Genomic DNA, 23879 nt, shown 5'->3' with positions numbered 1-23879 from the left:
GATATCTCCTTTATGCGTGAATGTCCTCGAATCAAAGCGTACCCCGGCGGGCGGGACGCTTACGCTGTACGCCCGTCCTCATTCTGCTGTAGGACGGTCTTGCCCGGGTGTAGTCCCGTCTCGCGCCAGTGCTGTAATGCGCCCTTCAGGGCCTGAATATCCTCCTCAAGCTGACGGATACCGTCACGGCTAACGGCCTGCTCCTGCTCAAGGCAGCGAGCTTCCAGCGCCGGCATTCCGAGCAGTTGAATACCGCCCCGCAGCCGGTGCAGCGTTTCGGTCAATGGCGTGCCGGGATCGTCTCGCCACAGCGCGATATCGCGCAGCGTCTCCTCCAGCACGGTTATCTGAAGATCCAGAAACGTCGCCAGATGCTTGCCGTCCAGCAGCGCCGCGGGCAGCGTCAGGGAGGGATGAACAACCGCAGGGGAATTCCCGGACGGGATCAGGGAGGCGAGCAGGTTTTCCAGCGCCGCGAGCGTGACCGGTTTGAAGATACAGTCGCGCATCCCTGCTTCCCGGGCCTCATCCCGGACGGATTCGCGCGCGTCCGCCGTCATGCCAAACACCGCGACGTCCGGGTAACGTTCACTGATGATGCGCGACAGGGCATAGCCGCTCATTTCCGGCATATTGCAGTCCACGATCGCCGCGTCCGGCCGTCGGGTTGCCAGGCTCTCGATCAGCATTTTCGGGCTGTCGAACTGGGTGACGCCATGCCCCAGCCACTCAAGCTGCTGGGCAAGCAGCATCCGCCCAGCCGGATTATCGTCTACCACCATAACGCTCAACGCAGCGCGTTTGCCGGGCGGGACAGAAGCCTTAGCCTCTTTCTCCGGCAGTGCGGCCATGACGGGCAGCCTGAGCGTTACCGTGACCGTAGTCCCCTCGCCCGGCACGCTGTTCAGCGTGAGATCCCCTTCCATCATGTCCGCGAGCTGGCGGCAAATATAGAGCCCCAGCCCGCTGCCCTGAGCCCTGTTGCGGCTCTCTCCCTGGCTAAAAGGCCGGAACAGGCGCCGTTGCGTCTCGTCGTCCATGCCCTCGCCGGTGTCTGCTATCGTCAGCTCCAGCAGCATAAACTCGCCGTTCTGCCATTGCGGCTGCGCGCGCAGCATCACCTGACCGCGGTCGGTGAATTTTATGGCGTTACCCAGCAGGTTGGTGACGATCTGGCGAAAACGCATCACGTCTGTCAATACGTCCCCTTTCAGGGCCGCATCTATTTCCAGCAGCAGCTTCAATGATTTCCGGGCGGCCAGCCCCTCAAACTGCGACACGGTGCCTTCTATCAGATTTCGAAGCGAAGCGCGCTCCGGGCGAAGCACCAGACGGCCGGACGCAATCCGCTCCACATCAAGGATATTCCCGATAAGCAGCAACAGCGACTGCGCCGCGTCCCAGGCAACCCGTATCGACTGCGGGTTTTGCGGGGCATTGTCGGGGCGTTTCATCACCAGCTCCAGCATGCCGATGATGGCGCTGACGGGCGTGCGGATTTCATGGCTCATGGTGGCCAGAAAGGCGCTTTTTCCGCGACGGGCCCGCTCTGCGCGATGCTTCGCCGCGCGCAGCGTCTGAATAAGCTTCCGGATGCGCGCCTGCCGGATGCGCCGCCGACGATAAATCCACCCTGCCGCCAGCGCCAGCAGCGCCGTGCCTGCGAGGATGAACGTCACCGCCCACGCCTTCGACAGCGCGGACGCCGACACAGAGGCAAACACATTGCCCGTACTGCCGCCACGCGTCAGGGCATGGAGATCCTCGGGCGGGATGTTGATCAGCGCTTTATTCAGAATGCCGATCAGCGGCCAGGCCTCCCGCGACGCGCCAAACGCAAAGCGCAGCGGCTCGGCATCAATGCTGGCTAATATTTTCAGTGAGGCAAATTCTTTACGGCTGAGCTGGGCATTTGCAATGATAAGCGGCACAACCATCATGTCGTTTTTATCATTCAGCACGCTGTTAAACCCCTGCCACCAGGTATCGACCTTCGCCGTCTGCCCGCTGTTTTGCCTGCCAAGCCAGCCGTCCGGCGCCTCACCGCGCAGGCTCACCACGCGTGGCTGAAGCACCTCCTTTCCGGGAAGCGCGCGCCCAACCATAACCCAGGAGTTATACAGCCAGGTTCGGGTAGTCAGGAGATCCGCCTGCCAGATCCCCTCCTGAGTCACGCCGGCAATCAGCTGGGCCTCACCCCGGTTAACCGCCCTGAAGGCGGCTTCCTGGCTGGGATAACGGCGGATTTCAAAGGTAAACCCGGTGCGCAGGCGCAGCGCGGTCAGAAGATCCGCCAGGATGCCCCGCAGCTGCCCGCGCTCGTTGAAAAAGGCTATCGGGGCATTATCCTGCGCCACCGCGACGCGGATCCGGGAATGTTCTTTGATCCATTTATGTTCGAGCGAGGTATAGGGCGGTGGCTCCTCGCTGAGTGAGAGCGGGATCCCTCCGCTCCAGCGACGGTGGATCTCCACGCCCGCGTTCTCCGGCAGCGCCATCAGCATCTTGTCGAGAATCGCGATCCAGACCGCCATCTTCGGCATCGCGGCGAACGAGAAACCCGAGGCATCGAACGTGTCCGCCACCGGGCGAATGCTGAGATTGCTTAAAGCAGACTGGCTCGCCAGGTAGCGCGCGGTGATCGCATCGCTGAAGAACAGATCGATTTTGCGAAAGGCCAGCGCCTCCAGCGCATGCCGGGTGGAGGAGAATTTAACGATGCTGGCGCCCGGATAGCGGGCCAGCACCTCGCTGCTGCTGTAGACAGGGGAAACGGCGATCCTTTTCACCGGCTCATCGGGCGAGGCATCGGTGTTAATCACTTCAACCGCAATGTTGTCGCTGTAGGGCACGCTCAGCATCAGCCCCTGTTTCTGCTGTTGCCTCCCGGCCTGGGGCATAAAATCGGCCTTGCCTGCCCGCAGCGCGGCCAGGGCATCGTCATAGGTCGGATAGCGCACAACGTCAATCTCGATACCGAGGTTTTCCGCCACCAGCCCGGTGAAATCCGCATTGATACCGCCGTAATCGTTCAGCCCGGTGGTGATGTCGTAAGGGGGCATCATCGGCTCCCAGACCGCCATACGGATGTTGCGATGCTCGCGCACCCAGCGCCATTCGCTGCCGCTGAGTCCCGGCTCGATCACCTTTTCATGGCTTCGTGCCAGCAGGCGAAGAGTTGCTTCCTGCTGCGCGGCGCATGCGGTGAATGCAAGGCAAAAAAGCAGGATAAAGGTAACGGCTCTCACGTCTTTGACCCTGGGGTATCAAGAAGATCGAAAAGTTGTTCAAAATGGGTAACGCCGCTTTTTTTCATCATTCGCGCCTTATAGGTGCTAATGGTTTTATTGCTGAGCGCCAGCCGGTCGGCAATCTCCTTGTTGCTACTCCCCTGCTTCAGATAGTTCAGCACCGCAATTTCACGATCGGAGAAACGCGACAGCAGCGCCCGGGCGTCAGGTTTTACCTCAGTAGCCTCTGCGGCTTTCGCGAACGTCTCTTCCGGGAAACAGTGATAGCCGTCCAGCAGCAGCTGACAGGCAGGCTCGACGCGCTCCAGCGCCAGGCTTTTATTGATAAACCCGCTCGCCCCGGCCTTCAGCGTACGCAGCGCGTAGACCCCCGCTGGCTGGTTGGTGTAAACCAGCACCCTGAGCGCAGGGAAGTGGTGCTTGATGCGCGGAAGAAGATCCAGCCCGTCGGCATTTTTGAGCTCCAGGTCGAGGATCAACAGCGACGGCTGCTCCCGGTGCAGCAGCGCCAGCAGGTTCTCGCCGGAGGATGTCGTCACGGTAAAATCCGGATTTTTTTCCAGCAGCACCCTGAGGGCAAAGCAGATTGCCGGATGGTCATCCACGAGCAGTATTTTCGTCATTATTGTTTATTCTTTCCTTAGGCATTAACGGCTCCATAACGCGGTGTATACCATAGCCTATCATGTGATGAATCCGCAGAAGGTTTGTCTGGTTTGAGAATAATTCAGAAAATCCGAGGAAGAGGTAAGCTACCGATACGGCGAAAGGTGGGATGATGCAGTATTGCAGTCTCAACTAATACAAAATCGTTATCAATTGCGCATTATTCATAATAATCTCAGCAATGCGCTCAAAATAAAAAAACTGATATAAACGGGCTGTTTTTAATGCAGATAATCACTAAACCTACCCGTAATGAAAAAGGTTCTGGACACATCAGTCACAAAATCGAAATCCCCCGTCAGGTCACGAGGACGGTTCCAGGAGACAGGCGAAGCAAAGCTTATTTTCCTTTCAAAACAGGACCTTTGAATGCTTTTTATTTTTGTTTTATCGTCCTTACCATCAATTAAGGAGAGCAGAAAATGCTTACCATCAGAATGTATGCTGAGCGTTTTTTGATTATCAACGTCTTCAATATTGATGCTTCCAGTATTTGTCCTGAGCTGGTGAAGCGCATCGCAGACATCTGTCCATAAAGGAGAATCCTTTTTACTGTAACCCGTATCTTCGCAAAAAAAGGAAAGCTTCATATTCATCGTTTGTCCTTTAACAATGTTGTTTGCTACGTATTTTAACATGGAAGATGAATAATCCTGAGTAGGATAAAGTGATGTCGCTGGCAAATTACACATTTTAGGATTTTTATGGCAAACGGAGCGTAGCGGGCTGGGTAAGCTGAAAGACACCTGCGAACAAGCGCGGCAACGGGTAATGAGAGTGGGTGAAACAGCTAATAAAGCGATTTCAGCGCGTACGCAGGAACATTAATTCAATGATATTTTTCGAAGCCACTTCGCCATTCACATAATTATTTTTTAGAACCAGGTGGCTCGCAAATGCACGTTCGATCAACGGGATACCTTGAAGACATGAGCGTGATGATATCAATAAAAAAGAAAGTGGCACGGTGTTAAAAACTTTTCAGGAGCGCTGAGTAATTTGAGGAATGCACCGGTGATTCAGAAGGAGTAAATGACGTTTAAGAGATAACATCCCGGCGTTAAAACCGGGATGTTTTTTAATACAGATGCTACTTTTTCAGCAAACGCGGGAGTTGGTTATTTAGCTCAAGGATACACGCATCCATATATTTCTGGGTTTCAACAGTCACCTTCTTATAATTCTCGCTTTCCCATTCTGAAAGACTCGCTTCCACAGGAACTGGAGAACATTCAGCTACAGTATACGCAGAAAACATACTTCCACCCTCAGGTTTCTTATAGAAAATCACCTTATATTTCAGCTGATAAAGGGGATTTGCTGCTGTAGCATCTTTAAAAATCAATGCCCAGGTAGCATGGCCAATATAAAGTTGTTCTTTATAAATATACCCGCTAGATTGGGAGTCCATCCACTTACTGATACTTTTCTTTGCACCTTGAATGAGATAGGTATCAGTAGGGTTTTTGAGCGACTCGATGCTTTCCCCTTTATAATTTTCTTTATCAAAACTGCTGGGGTTTATATTTCCGGTTAACACAGATAAAACGGCCAACCCTTTTCCAACAGCGTTATGATTCGGAGTAACTACGCGCAGTGAATTATCTGCAATACGATTATTGTTAAGATCTGCCTGTGCTGATACAGCCATAATCTCAATTGAACTACCATTGGAAGAGGTTACTGTTTCAGGTTTTATTTTGCTGGCACAACCGGTTAGCGCTACAACGAATAGTAAAGTAGTTACTGTGAATGTTGTTACTTTCATTTTCTTTCCTTGAGATAAAATAATGAAGGAGAATATCCTTCTACTTGCTTACGCTTACCGCTCTTTCATACTTAGTTCAGGCCTAATTTGGCGTTTCCCTGCATTCTGCATTATCCACGGCCGTTAAATGTCAACAATCTGTCAGTGATCCAGCGCAGATACGGAAATTTCGATTAAAGCCTGAGAGAACGATCCCGGCCCGGTGGCCGGGATCCTTTTTAAGCGTTCATATTGTCTAGAATGCGGCCTATTTCATCAAGTAATGTACAGACTTCTTCTTTAGAAGCCCCTATTCTGGTTTCAAACTCAGGAACAGAGATACCATTACAAATCTCATTCAGAGCTGAATTCAGGATTAATAGCTCATTCTCACCAATAGTTAATTGAGCTTGTTTACCTGCAACAGATATTACGTCCATTCATCACCTTAAATTATCGAAGTATGCCCTACCGTTTACCGGTCTAAACGCCGTTCCGCCATCAGATGCTTTTGGATTACGAATTACAACAGTACCTGTAGATTGATCCCAATAAGCCGAACGACCATTACTCAACTCTTTGGTAGACGTAGGATTCTTAACAACATTTTCAATGTGTTGTGCAAACTGAGACCTTGTCCTTATACCCAGGCCTGTAAACTCTCCTTGCTGAAGGACGTGTTTCTCAAAAGCATGCCCTCCCGCAATTTCTTTACCAACTAATTCAGAATTTAAATTCTTCCCATTCGTTGAACTATGGGCTTCATTATTCCGCGCATTCTCCTCGTCCTGCGGCTCCCAGCCTCCCGGAGTGCCTGAACCCGCACCGCCCAGTTCTGCTTTCTCACTATCCGTCAGATCCTTGCCAATATTCGGATTCGAAGCACTCCCGGAACCGTACTTATCCTGAAGCGAACTGAGATATTTACTGGTGATCTCATCATTGCCCATCATTTCCAGGGTAACAAGGTGATCCAGTTCATCAGCAGTCAGCTTGTCGGCAAGTGTTTTCGCCACGGCGCCAGTAATACCGGCCTTGACCCCGATTTCCAACAACTGCTCTGCGACCTTCGTCCGGCAGGGCGCAGCAACCGCACAACCTCTGGCAACCAGTGCCAGCGAGTTATTCTCCGCCGCATTCTTCCCTGCCTGCCCCCCGGCCACCGCTGCTCCAGTACTGTCTCCAGCAAGCCCGCCAGCCATCCCGGCCGATATCGTTGCCAGCGCACTGACCGTCTGCTTCTGCTCCTCGCTCAGCTTCGACAAATCTTTGACGTCAGGGTACAGCATACCCGCTATCGCCTTCGCCGCAAGTTCACCGGTCGCCGCGCCCGCAGCCCCCGCTGCCGCATTGTTCCCCTGCAGCGCCGCAACGGCGCCGCCCAGGATGGCATGCGCCACCACCGCAGCCTCATCGCTCAGCCCGGAACCATGTCCGATATAGTTTGCCAGCTCCGGTGCCGATGCCCCCGCCAGCGCTGCCGTCAGGTCGCTGCCCGCCAGCCCCTGAAGCGCGGCCGTCGCCGCCTGGATACCCCGCTGCAGGTCGCTGCCCGTGCCGTATTTCGCCGTCGTGGTCTTATACGCACCGGTCGCGCGAAGGGCATTCTGATATGCGGCTTTAGCCTCGTCGCTGGCATCCGCCCCCGGCTCGGTTATCCCTTTATCTGCAAGCTCTTTTCTGCCTGCATTCAGCCCGTTTATCTCCCCCTGCGTGTTCGCAATATCCACCGCCTGCGAGCCTATCTCACCAATCAGCTGCACTTCCTGCAGGCGCTGCTGCTCCTTCTCCTTGTCAAATATCGGGCTGATGCTGCCGTTCGCATGCTCCGCATCGCGGCTCAGGCCAGCCACATCCTGCTTCTGGTTCTCCTTATCGCGGATGATGAGCGTCCCCTCGCTCACCGCCGCCTGCGTCGTACCTTCCGCATGGCCACTGTTACCGCCTCCGGCCAACAGAGCGTTCGCCATGTTCCCGGCAAACTGCTCGCCGATGCTGCCGCCCGAACTGATGCCTGCGCCCTGGTGCTCCGTCTTAAAGTCCGCCTGGTTATGGATATCGCTGAAGCCCAGCGTCCCCGTTTCGAGGCGATTTTTATCCGCCGTCGCCGTGGAAGCAATCACCCCGCCGTCGAGCTGCGTATGGTTGCCTACCGTCACATCAAAACCGCCGCTGCCTGCAAACAGCCCGCTCTGCTCCTGCACCGAGTCAAAGTCGCTGGTCATTTTGTCGCGGCTGACATTGATGCTGCCAGATGCCGTTCCTGCACCAAAGGTGTACCCCACGCCGCCGCTGACGCTGTTCTGCTTGCTGTTGTAGTGGTCGCTGTCCTGGGTGCTGGCAATGGTCAGGTCGCGCCCGATATCCGCTACCACGGCTTCGCCGCTCACCTGCGCCCCGGCAATCGTCGCGTCACGCCCGCTGTTGATGGTCACGCGGTTACCTGCATCCACCGTGGTCTCGTTCTGCCAGATGCCGTTACCCTTCTCGTGCCCCTTGCTGCTGTTGACGTTCGCCGAGATGCTGATGCCCGCCCCACCGGAGCCGACACCCACCCCGACACCCAGGCTGCCACCGCTGCTGCTGTTTTTACTCGTTGTCTGCTGCGTGTCCTGCGAAGCAATCAGGTTGACGTCCCGCGCTGCATCAAGCCGTACGTCCTTCCCGGCCTTAATCTGGCTGCCCGCTACGGTGATGTCGTTTCCGGTAGCCTTTATCGTGACGTTATTGCCCGCGCTCAGGGCGCTGCCTGTCGTCGTCTCGCTCTCCATATGCGATGAGGATTTGGACGACTGTGATCCAATCGACGCGCTGACGCCGATGGTGTTGTTATTGCGTTTGTCAGAGTCGCCCTTCGCCTGGTCCAGCGCCACGGCCTGACCGGCCTGTACGCCGGACAGCGCCGCCTGCGTACCCTGCAGTGCCGCCAGACGTGAGTCGCTGCTCTGCTTCGCGCTCTGTGCCGTGGTGACCGCATTATTCACCGCGCTCCCCGCCGCCCCCGACAGCGCCACCGTCAGCCCACTGCTCTTCTGCTCAAAGGTCTCATCGCGGGTGCGTTTATCATGGCCCGGCTCAATCACCACGCTGTCGCCGGTCAGGCTGATATCCTTCTGCGCGATGATATCCGCCCCGCCGATATGCGCTTGTTTGCCTGCCGTAATGCTGACGCTGCCGCCCGTTGAACCGACGGTGCTGAAGCTCTCGCTCTGGGTCGTGCCCTGCTCGCGAAGGTCGTGGGTGGTTTTGCTGCTGCCGATGGTAAAGCCGATGCCGCCCGTGCCCATCAGGCCGGACTTTTTGGTCTCCTTAAAGCGCCAGGAGGTGTCGGTGTTGGTGGCCGCCACGATGTCCACGTTGTTGCCTGCGGACAGGGCCACGTCGCCGTCTCCGGCGACCGCCGAACCTAACACCCGCAGGTTGTTGCCCGCCGATACCGTCACGTTGTCGCCGCTCAGCAGCGATCCCTTCTCCCGCGTCGCGCTGTCTTCCTCGATGGTGTGGGTGGTCTTTTTGCTGAGGAATCCTTTTTTGGTCTTCGTCTGCTCCTGGAAGTGGTAATCGCTTTCCGTTGCCGTCGTCAGGTTCACGTCGCGGCCTGCCGCCACGCCGATATCGCCCTGCGCCGTCACGTCAGCCGCCTGCGCGGTCACGTCACGCCCTGCAAGGATCGTGGTGTTGCCTCCGCTGGCAATCTCCGTTCCCTGCTGGCGTACGGATTCGTCGATAACGGTTTTTTTCTTCTCACGGCGGCTCGCGCTCTGCGAGCTGGCTTCCGCCAGCAGGTTCACGTCCCGACCGGCCTGAATCCCCACATCGCCTTCCGCAGCCATTGCTGCCGCACGGGCATTCACATCGTTACCTGCCTGCAGGGTGAGGTCATCGCCAGCGCTCAGGGTGCTGCCCTGATGCGTGACGGACGCCGTCTCCGTTGTCGCGCGGTTGCGCCCGGCACGTCCCTCGCTCGTCGCAATCTCGTTGGCGGTGATGTTGATATCATTCCCCGCCGCCATGGCCAGGCTGCCGCCCGCCGACACGTTTGCGCCGGTCACGTTGATATCCTGTCCGGCGCGCATCGTCAGCCCGTCGGTGGCGGTGATAGAGGCTACCCTGCCCACATCCGTGCCGCTAAAACGCACATTGCCCGCTTCGACGTTCCACTGCTGCGCGCGGGTAACGTTGTTAATGCTGCCCGTGACGCTCTCCAGCCCTACCGTTTTACCGCTGATGGTGGAGCCGATGTTGTTGATGTCCCCCAGCGCGCTCAGGTTCAGCCCGCCGCCTGCGCTCAGCAGCCCGGCGTTGAGGTTGCTCAGGCTGTTGCTGCTGTCAATGGACAGGCCATTCTGCGCCACGATCGTACTGCCGCTGTTGATAACGTTGCCGCCCGCCAGCTGGACGTTATTGCCGCTGATGACGCTGCCGCTGTGAACGGTGACATCCTTCGGCGACAGGTACACTTTCGGGATCATCACCGTCTGGCCGTTGATGGTTGCCGCTTCCCACCACAGCAGGCTGTGGTCAAGCGCGGCAACCTGGGCCGCCGTGAGCGCCACGCCAAATTTCAGCCCCAGCGTTTTCTGTTGTTCTGCGGCGCTGTCCATCAGGTAGCGCATCTGATCGAGATCGGAGCCGATGCCGTTGATATAGCGGCTGCCGGTCTGGTTCAGAATCGCGTTGCTGACGTAGCGGGTATCAAATGCCGCGTCGCCGAGGAAGCGGTAGTCGCGATCCGGGTTCAGGCCGAGCCTGTCGAGGAAATAGGCCGAGCCGAGGAACTGGTTCCGATCGGTGTACGCGGTGTTGGTTTCACGCGGTGCGTCGCCGGGCTTTATGCCGAGCAGGCCATGCAGTCCGTCAAACAGGCTGTCGTCCATATTGCCGAGGTCATCAAGCTTCGGGTTTACCGTAATCAGATACGGGCTGTCGGGATCGGTGGACGGCACGAAATAGCCGCTATTGCCGGACGGTAGCGGGTAGTTACCGCTGCTGCCGTTTTGATCGGAAAGTGATGAACCGCCGGAGATGTCTTTCAGGGCGTCGTTCACCGCATCACGCCACTGAGGGGAGTCGATCGCTACGGATCCCGCGTCCAGCAGTTCCGTCTTCGTCAGTGCGCCACTGATATTCTGCTGACTTAACGTATTCAGTTCGGGTGGCGCTATCTCAGGGCTAAAACTTCCGGCATGGGCTGTGGTGGTTCCATTATTAATGGTGCTGGCAAAGCTGAGATCCACGTTGCCACCAGCCACGATCGTCGAATAATACGTTTCGCCAGGCGTAAAGTCTTTTGCCTGTCCATCCAGCGTAAATTTTATGGTGTCATTTTCAAACTCCGGGAGTCGTGGCCCTAACTCCTCGAGCTTGCCGGTCGCATAATTTCCGTTCCAGTACGTTCCTTTTGGGTCATAGCGGTAGACCAGATACGTATTGTCTGTGCCCGTCTGCCAGCTCTGGTTATTCAAATGGTTACCCGTGAGAGTTATATCCCCATTTGCCAGGATGGAACTGGCCCTGTTTTCCAGCACTCCGGCCTGAGCCGTCAGGTTTTTGCCTGCGGCAATACGCCCGGCGGGATTGTCACCGCCGATCACCGTTGTGACGGTCTGGCTGTTCAGAAAATGCTGCGTCGCGTTTTCAGCAAACGGTGCGTAGTAGTAAAGCTTATCGATCGTGATGTTACACGCGCCATGACCGTTGCAGGGCGTGCCGTGCTGATTTTCAACTTCACGGATGAAATAGCCATAACTACCGTCAGGCATCAGAGAAAGCGGTACCTCAATGGTAACGCCGCCCATTCCGCTAATGGCTGAAGGGTTACTGGTGGTCGTTGTGTTTGCAAAAAAACCATCCCGCTCGTTCAGCAGCTGTCCGGTCTTCATGGTGATATCGCCCCGAAGGGTTTCGATGTTCCCGGAGGTATTAGTAATCTCCGTATTCGCTATGCCGGAGGTGTTTTTCTGCATCCAAAGACTGTCACCCGCCAGGATATCCCCCCAGCTGTTATGGATGCGGTCGGCAAACAACATCAGGTTGCTACCCGCATAAATCAGCGCCGTGTTAAGCAGCGTACCGGCGGCCGTCATCGTCAGACTGCCCGCCGTGCCGGTGAAGCCGTTAACGGTGATATTTTCACGTGAGGTAAGCTGCACATCTCCGCCCGCCTGAAGCGAGCCGGACGCGTTGAGGAGCAGGCTCTGCGCGCTGAAGGTACTGCTGCCGTTTCCGGCGGTGAGCGTACCGCTGTTCGTGAACGCGCCGCCCGCACTGAAGGCAATAGCATTGCCCTGCATTACGCCGCTGTTCGTCATGGCATTCTGCGATGAGACAGCCAGCGTTTTACCTGCTGCCAGGGTGCCGGTGTTAGCGAACGCGTTAATCAGTTTCAGCGTGGCGTCGCCCAGGGAAACTACAGCACCACTGCCGCTGTAATTACGCACGTCCAGCAGCAGATTATCCCCGCTGTAGAGCTTACCGCTCCCGGTATTATCAAGGGCGTCACCGTTTACCGTAAGCGAAGTGGCGCCAAATACCGTTCCGCTGTTGGTAACGTTTTGGTAATTTGCCTGCAAACCCGCACCCTGAAGCGTGCCGCTGTTATCAAGCGTGCTGCCGCGCAGTTCGGCGTTTCCGGTTGCAAGGATATTTCCGCCATTCACCGCATTCACCACATCCAGCAGCAGCCTCACCGCCTGTACCAGCCCACTGCTGCCGTTCGTAAGCTCCGGCGCGGTCAGCGTGAGGCTGCCACCGGAGAGTACCTTGCCGTCGTTCTGCACGCGGGTAGTGGCTTTCACCGCGGACTCCCCGCCGCCCTGTATCGTCCCCTGATTATTCAGCGTGGCAGCCGCCACCTTCAGCGCCTTCTCACTCAGCAGCACGCCGCCGGCGGTATTGCTCAGCGTCCCGGCGGCGTTCAGGGTCAGGCCTTCCCCCTGAAGCCGCCCGCTGTTGATAAGTTGCCCGGCGGTAACGGCGGTCGCTTTCCCCTGGATTTGCCCGGCGTTGGTCGTACTGCCCGCATCAAGCGTCAGCGCGCCTGCGCTAAGCAGTTTTCCACCGGCCAGATTGTTCAGATCCTGTTTCATGGCGACAGACAGCGCATCGACACCGGTAATTTCGCCGCCGTTGGCCAGCGAACCGGCCTTCAGCGTGAGGTGCTTCGCAATCCACTGTCCGCTGTTTGCCAGCGTCAGCGCTGAGAGCGCCAGTTCGCCATTGGAGGTAATTTTGCTCCCGGCCGTGCCGGTAAGGGTGCCGCTGATGTGCGCATCCAGTAAATCTGCCGCCTGGATCGCACCGCCGTTCGTAAGCGTCTGCGCATCAATAAATACCCGTTTCCCCTGCCATTGCCCCGCGTTGCGCAGATCGCCGCCCGTCACGGACACGTCGCCCGCTGACAGCAACGATCCCGACGCGTCATTGACCAGCGACAGCAGCGGCGCCGCCATCTCCAGGCGGGCTGCCAGCGTCAGGGCGGCAATCCCGGTAATCGTTCCGCTATTCGCGATGCTGTCCTGATGAGCGGATACCCGATTTCCCTGAACCGTACCGCTGTTGCGCAGCGTATTCCCCGCGAGCGAGAGATCGCCCGCCGACAGCAGGCTGCCGTTATTCACGGTATTGACGGCATTCAGCGTGGTGGCGCCCTGGCTCATCAGATCGCCGGTATTGCTGAGCGTTCCGCTGGCCGAGACGTCAAGCGAGCCGGTGGCGAGTGTACTTCCGCTGTTATTCCAGTCGCGACCACGGAGGCTGATGTTCTCTCCCTGCAGCTGGCCTGCGGTGGTGAGCGTGGTACCTGAAAGGCTCAGATCCCCGGCCGCAAGCGTGCGGGAGCCTGCCAGTAAATCCATCTCTTCAGCAGTCAGGGACAGGCCGGTATCGCCCTGTAACAGACCGGCACTTTCGAGGCGCCCGGCATTCAGGGCCAGCGTGCTGCCCACGATGCTGCCCGCGCTGGACACAGACCGCGCGGTGATGCGGTTTGTCCCCTGAGCCAGCAGCAGACCACCCGCGGCGTTATTCAGCGCGTCGTAGTCAACGAGAAGTGAAGCGCCGCTCAGCTCGCCGCTGTTGGTCAGGGCTGCACCGGACAGGGAAAGCGCGGCGTCGCTGGTGATAATGCCGGCGTTTTTCAGTTCTGGGAGCGAAAGCGACAGCGCCGCCGGGCTGTACAGCACCCCGCTGCTGCGGTTATCCAGCAGGCGGGTGACCAGTGAAAGCGTTTTTTCGGCGTGGATCAGGCCACCGTTAATGACGTCAGCGCCGTCAATCGTAAGGGAGGAGGCCGTCAGGGTTCCGCTGTTGTCGAGATGTCCGACGTCAGCCTTAAGCCCTGACGCCGACGATTTCCCCGCGTGGCTGAGGCTGCCAGTAGCCCTGAGGATCAGGTTATCTTTCGCGGCCTGAGTTCCCTCAAGCTGCGCGCGCTGTACGTCCACGCTGACGTTCCTGCCCTGCGTCTGCGCGGTGGCGGCGGTTTTCAGGCTGTCACCCAGCACGGTTACGGTGCCGCCGGCGCTGGTTTCACCGGCAAGCGCGGTATCGGTATTGTTCAGCGTCAGATCCCCATCGCTGTGGGTAACCGACCGTTCGCTGGCGGTGAATGTCCCTGCTGAGGCGCTGAGCTCCCGGGTGCCGGAGAGCGTGCCGCGGTTGACGATCTGCGCCGCCTTCAGCGTAAGCGCGTCGTCGCTGAGAAGGTTGCCGCCGTTGTCCAGCTTACCGCTCGCGGTCACGGTAGTTTTGCCCTTCGCGCCGGTGTCGCCGGAAAGGGTGATATTGCGGGCAGTAATGTCCAGCGTGGAGGCGCTGCTCAGCGTGCCGGTACTGACGATATCGGTGCCTGAAACCGTCAGGCCGTTACCCTGAACGGTGCCGGTATTGCTGAACGTGCCGGTGTTAATCCGGTTATCCGCAACGGCTGCAAGCGTGCCGTGGTTAGCGAGGCTACCCGCGCTGACGGCGAGGGATCGTCCGGCGGCATTGCTGCCGTTCAGCTGGCTATGGCCGGACGTGGTAAGCGTGATATTTCCGCTGGCACTGGTCGTGCTGCTGCTCTCCTGCGTCAGCGTTTTACCGCTGAGCGCAATCTCTGAGGCACTGAGATTTCCGCGCTGCACCAGCTCGCCGCCCTTAACCGACAGCCGCTGGCCTGCGGAGGCAGAGCCGTTAAGTACCGCGTTTTCAGCACTGTTCACGGCAAGGTGACGGCCGGCGCCCGCCTGAGCATCTGCGCTCTGGGTAAGGTTTTTTGCCGCAAGCGTCGCGTCGCCTGCCGCCATGAACGACCCGCCGTTCTGCGCCAGCGTGCCGCTGGTGGTTAACTGGAGGTTTTTATCGGCGGCAAGACGGGCCTGAGCGAGCGTCACGGCCTGCTGGCCGGAAACATTGATGTCGCCACCCGCTTTATGGTCGCCGCTTAACGTCACCTCCGACGCGGTAACCGTGGTGCTGCCGCTGGCAAGGGTGTTTTTAAGCACCACTTTTCCGGCGCTGTTGAGCGCAATATCGCCCTGACGCGCGTTCAGGTTGCCAAGGTTAACGCCCAGCCCCTTTTCGCTTGAGACAAGATGAATGCGGTTGGCGTACATACCGCCCAGCGCACCGGTGTCTACCGCGACCCTTGGCGCTTCACCTTCACCTTTCAGCCCGCTCACGCTGCCATCCGCCGCCACGCGGTTTGCCCCGGCGATAACCGTTAACGCTTTCGCATGCAGCCGGGCATTAATCTCGGTGGCGCGAGAAATGATTGATACCGCATCGCTCTGGCTGCCGTCCAGCCCGGCGCCCTCGATGGTGACGGCGCCTTTGGTCACGTCAAGCGATTGCAGCTTACCGCCGGCATCGAGCACCGGTTTACCCGTTGTGAGCGTTACATTCGGCGTGTTGATAAACCCGCAGCCGTTACAGGTAATGCCGTAGGGGTTCGCCACAATGACGTTGGCCGCCTTGCCCGCCACTTCGGTATAGCCCTGCAAATTCGAGCGGTTAGTCCCGGTGACTTCGTTGATGATGCCTTTGGCTTCCTGCCCGGCTTTCAGGTTGGGGTTATTCTGAATGATTCCGCCAAGCTGGGTCTGGTTGAGCTGCCCGGTGGCGTTATTGAGGATCATCCCCTCTTTCCCGACGTTGTAATCGTTGTACTTGTTATGGGAAATACCGGACTGATTCGGCGTGGCAATATTCACCACCGGCACGCCGTTGGCCGCCCTGTCCATCTGCGTGTTGCCGGACGGGGTGATGGTTGCGGCCATCGCGGGCAGCAGCGGCTGCGTTGCCAGCAGCACGCTCAGTAAGGCGCTCAGCGCGCGCTGCGAAAAACGAACCTGATCCTGTTTCATCATCCCTGTCCCTTAGAAAGCCACTGATACGCGGTAATAGATCGTGAGGCGATCCGGTGCCAGCCAGTCCGGATAATCCACGGGGGTACCCACGCTAAACTGGCTGGTTAACCATCGGTTAGCCGTGGTGATGCCCAGCGCGGTCCCCCAAAGGGTGCCGGAGGCATAGCGGTCAAAACCGTCCTTCTTCAGCCAGCCGCCGTCGAGCGCGGCCAGCACGCCAACGTCGCCCACCCACGGCAGCGTAAAGAGCGAATAATTAAGCTCGTTTCGCCAGTAGCCGCCGTTATCGCCGGAAATATACTGCTCCTTAAAGCCGCGCACGGAGGCTTCGCCGCCCAGCGTCAGCCGCTCGCTGCCGTACAGCCGGTCCGGCGACCACTGGAAGTAGACGCTGGTCAGCCACCACAGCCTGTCCGCCACGGGGCGCTGGAAGCTGCCGTTCACGCTCCATTTACGAAACTCGGCTTTCGGGACATCGCCATGCTTGTCGTTATCGTCTTCTGCGCCAAACCACGGTACTCCCTGAGTGAAGGTCGGGTTCAGGGTCGCCACGCCCGAGGCGATTTTTTGCGTGTGGTTAAGACCCAGCGAGAAGCTGGAGAGCTTGCGGCTGCTGGTGGCCAGCAGAACATCGTCGAGGTAGTTATGGTTGATGCGGTGCGTGATGCCCGCCGACACGCCGGTTTTGATATCGCCATTGCGGAACAGCACCCAGGAGCCGTTCAGCCGGTGGGTTTCGGTATCCCCCGTCGAACGCCAGAGATAACCGTTATTATCGATTGTGCTGAGGTAGTTGCTCCAGCTGTAGCTGTAGTCCAGCAGCCCGTAGCCGTAGGGCACGCTGATACCGGCTGCAAAATTTTGCGCATCGTGGCTGTTCGAAAAATCACTGCTGCGCCCGCCGCTGACAAACCACTTATCCGCCAGACCCAGCAGGTTATTGCCGTACAGCGCGCCGCTGAGCTGACCGGTACCGGTGCTCTTTTGCCCGCTGTTATCGAAGCTGGCCGATCCGCTTAGCGGGAACTCTGGCGAAGCCGTTAAATTGACGACAGAGTAGCCCTGCCTGTCGCCGGGCAAAATTTCAATTTCAACCGGCCTCTGGCGCACCCGGTTGAGCTGCTCCATGCCCTGCTCGATATCGCGCAGGTTGAGGATCTTGCCTTCAAGGCCGGGGAAGGTCATCGTCAGGGTGCGCGCCGGAACGCCTTCAAGGCGTATTTGCTGGAGCTTGCCTTCCAGAACCGCAAGCCGGAGAACGCCGCCGGAGAGGTCCTGCTCCGTCAGAAACGCGCGGCTGGTGATATAGCCCCGGCTGATGTACCAGTCCGACACGGCGTTGGTCAGGGTGTTAAGGCGGGCAATATCAAGGCACTGATTCAGCCACGGCGCGACCAGCCGCTTTTTAGCAGAAGGCGAAAGCAGGGTTGCGCCAGACAGCTCGATGCGGCTGATGAAGAAGCACGGCCCCTTTGACGCAGAGGTATCGTCTGGCCTGACGGGACGCGGTAATACCACGCTGCGCTCCAGCGCTTCGCGCTGACGCTGGTTCTCGTCCAGCAGCTGCTGCTGTTGCTGCTGAATGGTATTGCGGTCGGCCGGTGACAGCAGGGCGGCGAGTGCGGTGCCTGGCGCCAGCAGCAGGATGGCAGCCAGCAGGGTGCGTGCTGATGTTTTCCCTAACACTATTTACTCTCCGCTCAAAGTCCGGTTTCAGACTTGACTGTTAAAAAACGAGCAACTTATTTCAAAAAGTAAATAGTGTAAATATCAATAAAGAGAATAAGGATATTTCTGGCGCATTTTCAGAATTTTGCAGGGTTAAATCTGGGGCACTATTAAAGAAATCCCCCGTCGCGCCGATCATCATCCATGTGTATTATTTCCCGTAGCGTTTACAACAATTAACCTTATCTCAACTACTTAAGCGCCATAGCGAAAGGCATCATGAGCACACCGATTAAACGGCTAGAAATCATTAAAAATGCCATTGAGCTGGAAGATGACGACATCATCCTGAGCCAGCTGAAACGCCTTAAAGACGAAGCGTTTGACGAAGATCTGCTGGCCATCGTCGTGGCGCTTGAGCAAAAAAATTACACCGCGGCCCTGCGCGCCATCACCGACTGGCTGCAACGCCAGCGCGCCGTGACGCAGTGGCGCGACCCGCAGCTGGCGGCCAGCAAGCTGGAACTCAAAGCCCTGGAAGAGCGCCTGCGCGATCTGATTGACCGGCGTAACGCCCGGGTGCAGCAGCTTGATGAGTTTAACGACCTCTATTTCTCCCGCCTCGGGCCGCTGATGCAGCAGATCCTCGCCCTGCGCAAAACGCTCGCGGAGCTGAACCTGCGGCGTCAGCAGGCGGAGGCGCGTCGCAGGGCAGAAGATTACCGCCGCTGCCAGCGCTACATGGCGCAGGCCGTGGAGGTACTGTCGACGCTCACCCAGCGCTGGCGCGAGCTACCGGCGGATTCCGTTCAGGCGGCGGAGGCACGCAAGCAGCTTCAGCAGCAAAATCATCTGATTGCCACCCTGCTTGCCGAAGCGCTGGAGCTGGAGAGCGGCTTAACGCGTGAGGAAGAGCCGGCGCGTCAGGCGCGCGACGAGGCCAGCGACGAGTATGAGAAGTATCGCGAGCAGCACCACGATGCCGAAGTGCGGCTGCGCAAAGGCAAAAATCTTTCAGAAGAAGATCGGAGCGAGCTTAAGCGCCTGTGGCGCCAGGCGAGCAAGCTTTGCCACCCGGACCTGGTTGCGGACGATTTAAAAGAGGAAGCCAACGCGATGATGGTCCAGCTCAACCAGGCCAAACAGCGCGGCGACGTCAACGCCATTCGCTCGCTGGTCGCCCGTCTGCAGCAGGGCTTTGAGCCGCTGATGGCGAGCGACAGGCTGAACGACCTGGAGCGCATCCGCAAAAAGATGACGCAGGTGCGTGAGCAAATCGACACCTTAGTGAACGAGCTGGCCGAGCTTGAGAAGGAGGAATCCTGGCTGCTGGTTTCGTCGCTCAGCAATATGGAAGCCTATTTTGCCCAGCAGGAGAAAGCGCTGCACGACGTCCGCGCCTCGCTCGAACTTCAGGTGAGCGAAGCGCGGCTGGATCCCGCAGCCTGATTATTTGGCGTGCCAGTACGCGCTGGCACGCACCAGCTGCGGATCAATCGCGTTGGTTTCAAACTGGCTGCTCAGGCGTTTTACCACCTTTCCTTCCCCGGTCAGCCAGATAAAGTAGTCCTCTTCCGGCACGGTCAGCGCGGCCAGATGCTCCGCCACCGCCTGCTCGTCGTGGCCGATTGCCCAGGTGATGTTGAACCCGCTCAGGTGTGCCAGATAGTCCCTGAATGACGCATCGCCCACGGTAACGACGGCGTGGATCTCCGGGCGCACCGGCAGCTTAGCGATGCCTTCCAGGCGGCGGCGCAGCGCGGGCATGCCGGACTCGTCGCACACGTACAGCTGCCAGGCATAATCTTCCGGCACCACCAGCGATCCGCGCGGACCGCCGATGGTCAACTTATCGCCAGGCTTCGCCTCCAGCGCCCAGCGGCTGGCGATGCCGCCATCATGAATGAAGAAATCGAGCGCCAGCTCGTGATTTTCTGCATCGTACAGCGGCGTATAGTCGCGGGCCTGCGGGCGCACTCCGTCGCCCCAGTCGATGCCTTCATCCGTAACGACAGGCGGCACGAAGGCCGTGCCCGGTGCCGGGAAAAAGACTTTGGTATGGTCGTCGAAGCCGCGAGAGCTAAAGCCCTCCAGCGCCTCGCCGCCTAAAACAATGCGCTGGAACCCTGCGCCGATTCGTTCAGCGCGGAGCACGTTCAGCTCGCGAAAGCGCAGGTCGTTGCGGACGCGTTGAGGATAGCGGGTAGATGCCATGTTGATGCCCTTCTCAGGTGAATACGATATATCTAAATCATTTTTTAATGATAATGATTGCTATTCACCAAGAAAGCAAGATCTTTTAGATTGCATCTGAATATATCTAAGATATAGTTTAGATATATCAAATTGAGGAAAAAGCATGCGACACGAGCACGAAGGGGGCGGACGTCGGCCACGATTTTTTGGTCATGGCGATTTGCGGCTGGTCGTTCTGGATATTCTGACGCACGGCGCGAGCCACGGCTACGAGCTGATTAAGGCGATAGAGAACCTGACGCAGGGCCATTACACGCCAAGCCCTGGCGTGATCTACCCGACGCTGGACTATTTACAGGATCAGGCGCTTATCACCATTACCGAAGAAGAGGGTGGCCGGAAGCGGATTGCGATCAATGCCGCCGGGCAGCAGTGGCTGGATGAAAACCGGGAACAGCTGGCGCAGATCCAGGCGCGAATCAAGGCCCGCTCGGTGGGTTTCCAGCTGCGCAAAAACCCGCAGATGAAGCGGGCGCTGGATAACTTCAAAGCGGTACTGGATCTGAAGGTAAACCAGGGAGAGCTCAGCGACGCGCAGCTTAAGCAGATAATCGGCGTGATTGACCGCGCGGCGCTGGAGATCTCCCAGCTGGATTAAGCCGGCGCGTGCTCGCTCACGCGGAAGACGCGTACCAGCTCCTTCAGGTGCATCGCCTGCTCGTTCAGCGATGCCGCCGCCGCAACGGACTCCTCCACCAGCGCCGAGTTCTGCTGAGTGGTGGAGTCTATCAGGCCAATCGCGCTGTTGATCTGCGAGATGCCTTCCGTCTGTTCATGGCTGGCCTGGCGAATTTCGCGCAGAATGACGTCCATCTCCTCCACGTTGCCAACCATCCCGTTGATAAGCCCGCTGGCCTTCTCAACCAGGTTCATGCCGTCCTGCGTCTGGCTTGTCGAGCTTTCGATCAGCTGGCGGATTTCGCTCGCGGATGTCGCGCTTTTCTGCGCCAGCTGGCGCACTTCGCCCGCCACCACCGCAAAGCCACGGCCGTGTTCGCCCGCGCGCGCCGCTTCCACCGCCGCGTTCAGCGCCAGAATATTGGTCTGGAAGGCAATGGCGTCGATCAGGTCGATAATGTCGGACATACGGTTCGACGTTTCGTTTATCAGGCGCATTTTGCTGGTGACCTGCTTCATCATCTCGCCGTTGTTTTTCACCACCGCGGCGGCGTCTGCCGAAAGCGTGGTCGCTTCCCCGGTGTGTGACGCGGTGTTCTTCACCGTGGCGGTGATTTGCTCCATCGAGGCGGCCGTCTGTTCAACGGAACTGGCCTGCTCCTCCGTGCGCGCGGCCAGATCCTGGTTGCCGGCGACAATCTGCGCGGCGGCGCTGGAGATGTTTTCCGAGCCGGTCTGCACCTGCTGCACAATTTCCAGCAGGCGCGTTTTCATCTCCATCAGCGCCGCGAGCAGCAGGCCGGTTTCGTCTTTACCGTGCGAGGTAATGCTGCCCGTGAGATCGCCATCGGCAATGGCTTCCGCAAAATGCACCGCATCGTTCAGCGGGCGGGTAATGGATCGCACAATGAACCAGCCAATCAGGCTGGCCGCCGCGACGCTGAAAAGGGTAATCAGGATCAGCAGCAGGCGGTTGGTGTGGAAATCCTCTTCCACCTGCGCCCCTGCGCCCTGCATTTCACGGTCCTGGATTGCGATCAGCGCCTGCACTTTCGCTTTGTAGGACTGCTGCAGGCTCAGGGTGCTGGACATCATCTCGTGAATTGCGCCCGCGCGATCGTTATTCTGCACGGCCTGTAAGATGCGGTAGCGCGAGTCCAGGTACTGCTGGCGTACGTCGTGAATTTCTGCCAGCACCTGTCGGGATTGCTTATCCGTAAGAGCGCCGTCAAGTTCGCTCAGGATCGCGGTGATGCGCTCGCTGATGGCCTTAAGGCGCTGCTGCGATTGCGCCGTATACGTCCCCTGCTCGTCCAGCAGCATGAGCTGTTGTGTACCTATAAATTCCTGGAAATTGTCGATTAGCTGGTTGGCTTTTACGGTGGTGGGATAGACGCTCGAAATGATGGTTTGCATTCCGTTGTTTGCCCGATTCAGGCTCAGCAGAGACAAACTTGCGCTAACAACCATCAGGACAATAAATAACCCAAACGCCAGAAATAATTTCGTGCCGATCTTTACGTCATGTATAAACATATTTACTCCATCGATGTGATTATTTCTCAGACGATCGCTGTTATCGGTAAAGAACACCCTAACTTTATGACTTTGATCGTTTTTTTATTTTTACAGGCCGTAAAGCCGGGACGATGAAATAAAAAAAGAATGGCGCTTTTTTTAGTTATTTAATATTTCCTTAACAACTCTGCTTTTCAGAAATGAAAAAAGCCGCTTGTTCCCGGAGGAATAAACGGCTTTATCGACGGATAAATTGACTTAATGCAGCACGGTGACCGCATCTTCCAGGCGTCCGGCCCGGTGTTTCACCATCGCGGAGATATGGGCGCTCTCTTCGACCAGGTCTGCGTTTTTCTGGGTAATGCTGTCCAGCTCGGCCACGGCGCGGGTCAGCTCTGACAGCCCTGTAGCCTGCTCGGACGTAGAGTGGCTGATCTGCGCGATAAGCTGCGTGACGTTTTTCACCTGCTCGACGATATCGTCCATGGTGCGCCCCGCGGCGTGCACCTGATCGGCCCCCGACTGCACCTTGCTGGCGCTGGCGTCGATCAGCTTGCGGATATCGTTAGCCGCGTTTGCGCTGCGGCTGGCAAGATGACGCACCTCGCCGGCAACCACCGCAAAGCCTTTGCCCTGCTCGCCCGCGCGTGCCGCCTCAACCGCTGCGTTCAGCGCCAGGATATTGGTCTGGAAGGCGATGTCGTTGATAAGGGAGGTAATAGAGCCAATGCGCTGGGTACTGTCGGCAATGTCATCCATGGTTTTCACCACGGTCTGCATCACGGTGCCGCCCTGCGTGGCCGCGCTGCTGGCGGCTACTGACAGCTTATCGACTTCGGCCGCGGTCTCAGAGTTACTCTGCACCGACGCCGCCATCTGGTTCATCGTTGCCACGGTCTGCTGCACGTTAGCCACGGTCTGACGCGTGCGGTCGTTGAGATCTTCATTGCCCTGCGCCAGCCTGTCGCTGCCGTCACGCACGCTCACCACCTGGCTGGACACGTCGTTGATCAGCCAGCGGCACATCAGCCCCAGCTGCCCGACGGCACGCAGGGTCAGGCCCAGCTCGTCGCTACGGTTAAGGTGCTGAACGCTGTTTTGCTCTCCGGTAGCGACCTTCAGCGCCTGTCGCGCCACGTTTTCCACCGGACGGACAATCTGTTGCTCAAACAGCACGGTGCCAAGCAGCATCACCACGGCAGCAGCCCCCAGCGAAGCCCAGCCCGCAGCGCTGGCAGCCAGGGTCCCGGCCATCACCGCAAAAAGCGCCGCCATTACGCTTCGCACTCGCCAGCGCAGCGGCATTGACGGCACCTTGCCGAGCCAGCCCCTGCGCACCACCAGCCCTTTATGAATGCGTTTTTTACAGCGCCCTTCGTTGAGCGCCTTATAAAGCGGCTCCACGGCCGCAATCTCGTCCTCCGTGGCGCGGGTACGAATCGACATGTAGCCCGTCATCTGGCCGTTACGCACCATCGGTACCGCATTCGCGCGGACCCAGTAATGATCGCCATTTTTACGCCGGTTTTTGACGATCCCGCTCCAGGGTTCGCCCTTTTGCAGCGTGTACCACATGTCGGCAAAGGCCGCTTTGGGCATATCCGGGTGGCGCACGATGTTGTGCGGCTGCCCGAGCAGCTCCTGGAGCGTAAAGCCGCTCACCTGCACAAAGGTGTCGTTGGTGTGGGTCATGTAGCTGTGGAGGTCGGTCGTCGACATAAGCGTGGTGTCATCGTCCAGCGGGTATTCATTCTGGGTGACATAGTCAGGAGAGGACATAGTGAGCATCCCTTGCAGGTTATTTGA

The 23879-nt window shown here is 58.0% G+C and carries 12 protein-coding genes; 2 read left to right on the top strand and 10 right to left on the bottom strand.

Translation table 11 applies throughout. The features are described from left to right. Positions 1 to 59: 59 nt before the first annotated feature. The 7 genes from IM304_RS00400 to IM304_RS00370 all read right to left on the bottom strand — a co-directional run bounded on the left by IM304_RS00400 (position 60) and on the right by IM304_RS00370 (position 17699). Positions 60 to 3248, bottom strand: a complete 3189-nt coding sequence (locus IM304_RS00400; protein ID WP_193355024.1) for a transporter substrate-binding domain-containing protein — start codon at positions 3246 to 3248, stop codon at positions 60 to 62. Beyond that, a complete protein-coding gene (locus tag IM304_RS00395; protein WP_193355025.1) occupies positions 3245 to 3874 on the bottom strand; it encodes a response regulator transcription factor in 630 nt (209 codons plus the stop codon). Before IM304_RS00395 ends, IM304_RS00400 begins: the two co-directional genes overlap by 4 nt. Positions 3875 to 4138: 264 nt before the next feature. Further along, positions 4139 to 4555, bottom strand: coding sequence for a hypothetical protein (locus IM304_RS00390; RefSeq protein ID WP_193355026.1), 417 nt, complete (start codon positions 4553 to 4555; stop codon positions 4139 to 4141). A gap of 452 nt (positions 4556 to 5007) precedes the next feature. Next, positions 5008 to 5685: a hypothetical protein gene (locus IM304_RS00385; protein ID WP_193355027.1), complete on the bottom strand. Its 678-nt coding sequence runs from the start codon at positions 5683 to 5685 to the stop codon at positions 5008 to 5010. Positions 5686 to 5903: 218 nt separating this feature from the next. Next, a complete protein-coding gene (locus IM304_RS00380; RefSeq protein ID WP_193355028.1) occupies positions 5904 to 6104 on the bottom strand; it encodes a hypothetical protein in 201 nt (66 codons plus the stop codon). Positions 6105 to 6107: 3 nt separating this feature from the next. Beyond that, on the bottom strand, positions 6108 to 16010 hold the full coding sequence (locus IM304_RS00375; protein WP_305038496.1) for a hemagglutinin repeat-containing protein: 9903 nt from the start codon (positions 16008 to 16010) through the stop codon (positions 6108 to 6110). A 12-nt stretch (positions 16011 to 16022) separates the two neighbouring features. Next, the gene (locus tag IM304_RS00370) at positions 16023 to 17699 is read right to left on the bottom strand and encodes a ShlB/FhaC/HecB family hemolysin secretion/activation protein (RefSeq protein WP_193355030.1); all 1677 of its coding nucleotides are present in this window, start codon (positions 17697 to 17699) and stop codon (positions 16023 to 16025) included. 261 nt (positions 17700 to 17960) lie between these two features. On the opposite strand from IM304_RS00370, the gene IM304_RS00365 reads away from it, so the two are divergent. Next, the gene (locus IM304_RS00365; protein ID WP_193355031.1) at positions 17961 to 19130 is read left to right on the top strand and encodes a DNA repair protein; all 1170 of its coding nucleotides are present in this window, start codon (positions 17961 to 17963) and stop codon (positions 19128 to 19130) included. On the opposite strand, the gene IM304_RS00360 is transcribed toward IM304_RS00365, so the two are convergent. Continuing rightward, on the bottom strand, positions 19131 to 19895 hold the full coding sequence (locus IM304_RS00360; protein WP_193355032.1) for a siderophore-interacting protein: 765 nt from the start codon (positions 19893 to 19895) through the stop codon (positions 19131 to 19133). 145 nt (positions 19896 to 20040) lie between these two features. Between IM304_RS00360 and IM304_RS00355 the strand changes: the two genes are divergently transcribed. Next, a complete protein-coding gene (locus tag IM304_RS00355) occupies positions 20041 to 20535 on the top strand; it encodes a PadR family transcriptional regulator (RefSeq protein WP_193355033.1) in 495 nt (164 codons plus the stop codon). Here IM304_RS00355 and IM304_RS00350 read toward each other — a convergent pair. Further along, complete coding sequence (locus tag IM304_RS00350) at positions 20532 to 22091, bottom strand: methyl-accepting chemotaxis protein (protein ID WP_193355034.1); 1560 nt, start codon at positions 22089 to 22091, stop codon at positions 20532 to 20534. The genes IM304_RS00355 and IM304_RS00350 overlap by 4 nt on opposite strands. Positions 22092 to 22331: 240 nt before the next feature. Then, the gene (locus IM304_RS00345; protein WP_193355035.1) at positions 22332 to 23852 is read right to left on the bottom strand and encodes a PAS domain-containing methyl-accepting chemotaxis protein; all 1521 of its coding nucleotides are present in this window, start codon (positions 23850 to 23852) and stop codon (positions 22332 to 22334) included. Between the last annotated feature and the right edge of the window lie 27 nt (positions 23853 to 23879).

The organism is Enterobacter cloacae complex sp. P40C2 (assembly GCF_014930695.1).
GTDB classification, from domain to species: Bacteria; Pseudomonadota; Gammaproteobacteria; order Enterobacterales; family Enterobacteriaceae; genus Enterobacter; species Enterobacter pasteurii.
The sequence above is the reverse complement of the archived record's forward strand: the minus strand, read 5'-3'. Positions and strand labels throughout refer to the sequence as shown.

Bases quoted from the DNA above. Each gene is read 5' to 3' on its own strand.
- IM304_RS00395 (WP_193355025.1), bottom strand. From the start codon at position 3,874: ATGACGAAAATACTGCTCGTGGATGACCATCCGGCAATCTGCTTTGCC.
- IM304_RS00390 (WP_193355026.1), bottom strand. From the start codon at position 4,555: ATGTTAAAATACGTAGCAAACAACATTGTTAAAGGACAAACGATGAAT.
- IM304_RS00385 (WP_193355027.1), bottom strand. From the start codon at position 5,685: ATGAAAGTAACAACATTCACAGTAACTACTTTACTATTCGTTGTAGCG.
- IM304_RS00380 (WP_193355028.1), bottom strand. From the start codon at position 6,104: ATGGACGTAATATCTGTTGCAGGTAAACAAGCTCAATTAACTATTGGT.
- IM304_RS00375 (WP_305038496.1), bottom strand. From the start codon at position 16,010: ATGAAACAGGATCAGGTTCGTTTTTCGCAGCGCGCGCTGAGCGCCTTA.
- IM304_RS00365 (WP_193355031.1), top strand. From the start codon at position 17,961: ATGAGCACACCGATTAAACGGCTAGAAATCATTAAAAATGCCATTGAG.
- IM304_RS00360 (WP_193355032.1), bottom strand. From the start codon at position 19,895: ATGGCATCTACCCGCTATCCTCAACGCGTCCGCAACGACCTGCGCTTT.
- IM304_RS00355 (WP_193355033.1), top strand. From the start codon at position 20,041: ATGCGACACGAGCACGAAGGGGGCGGACGTCGGCCACGATTTTTTGGT.
- IM304_RS00350 (WP_193355034.1), bottom strand. From the start codon at position 22,091: ATGTTTATACATGACGTAAAGATCGGCACGAAATTATTTCTGGCGTTT.
- IM304_RS00345 (WP_193355035.1), bottom strand. From the start codon at position 23,852: ATGTCCTCTCCTGACTATGTCACCCAGAATGAATACCCGCTGGACGAT.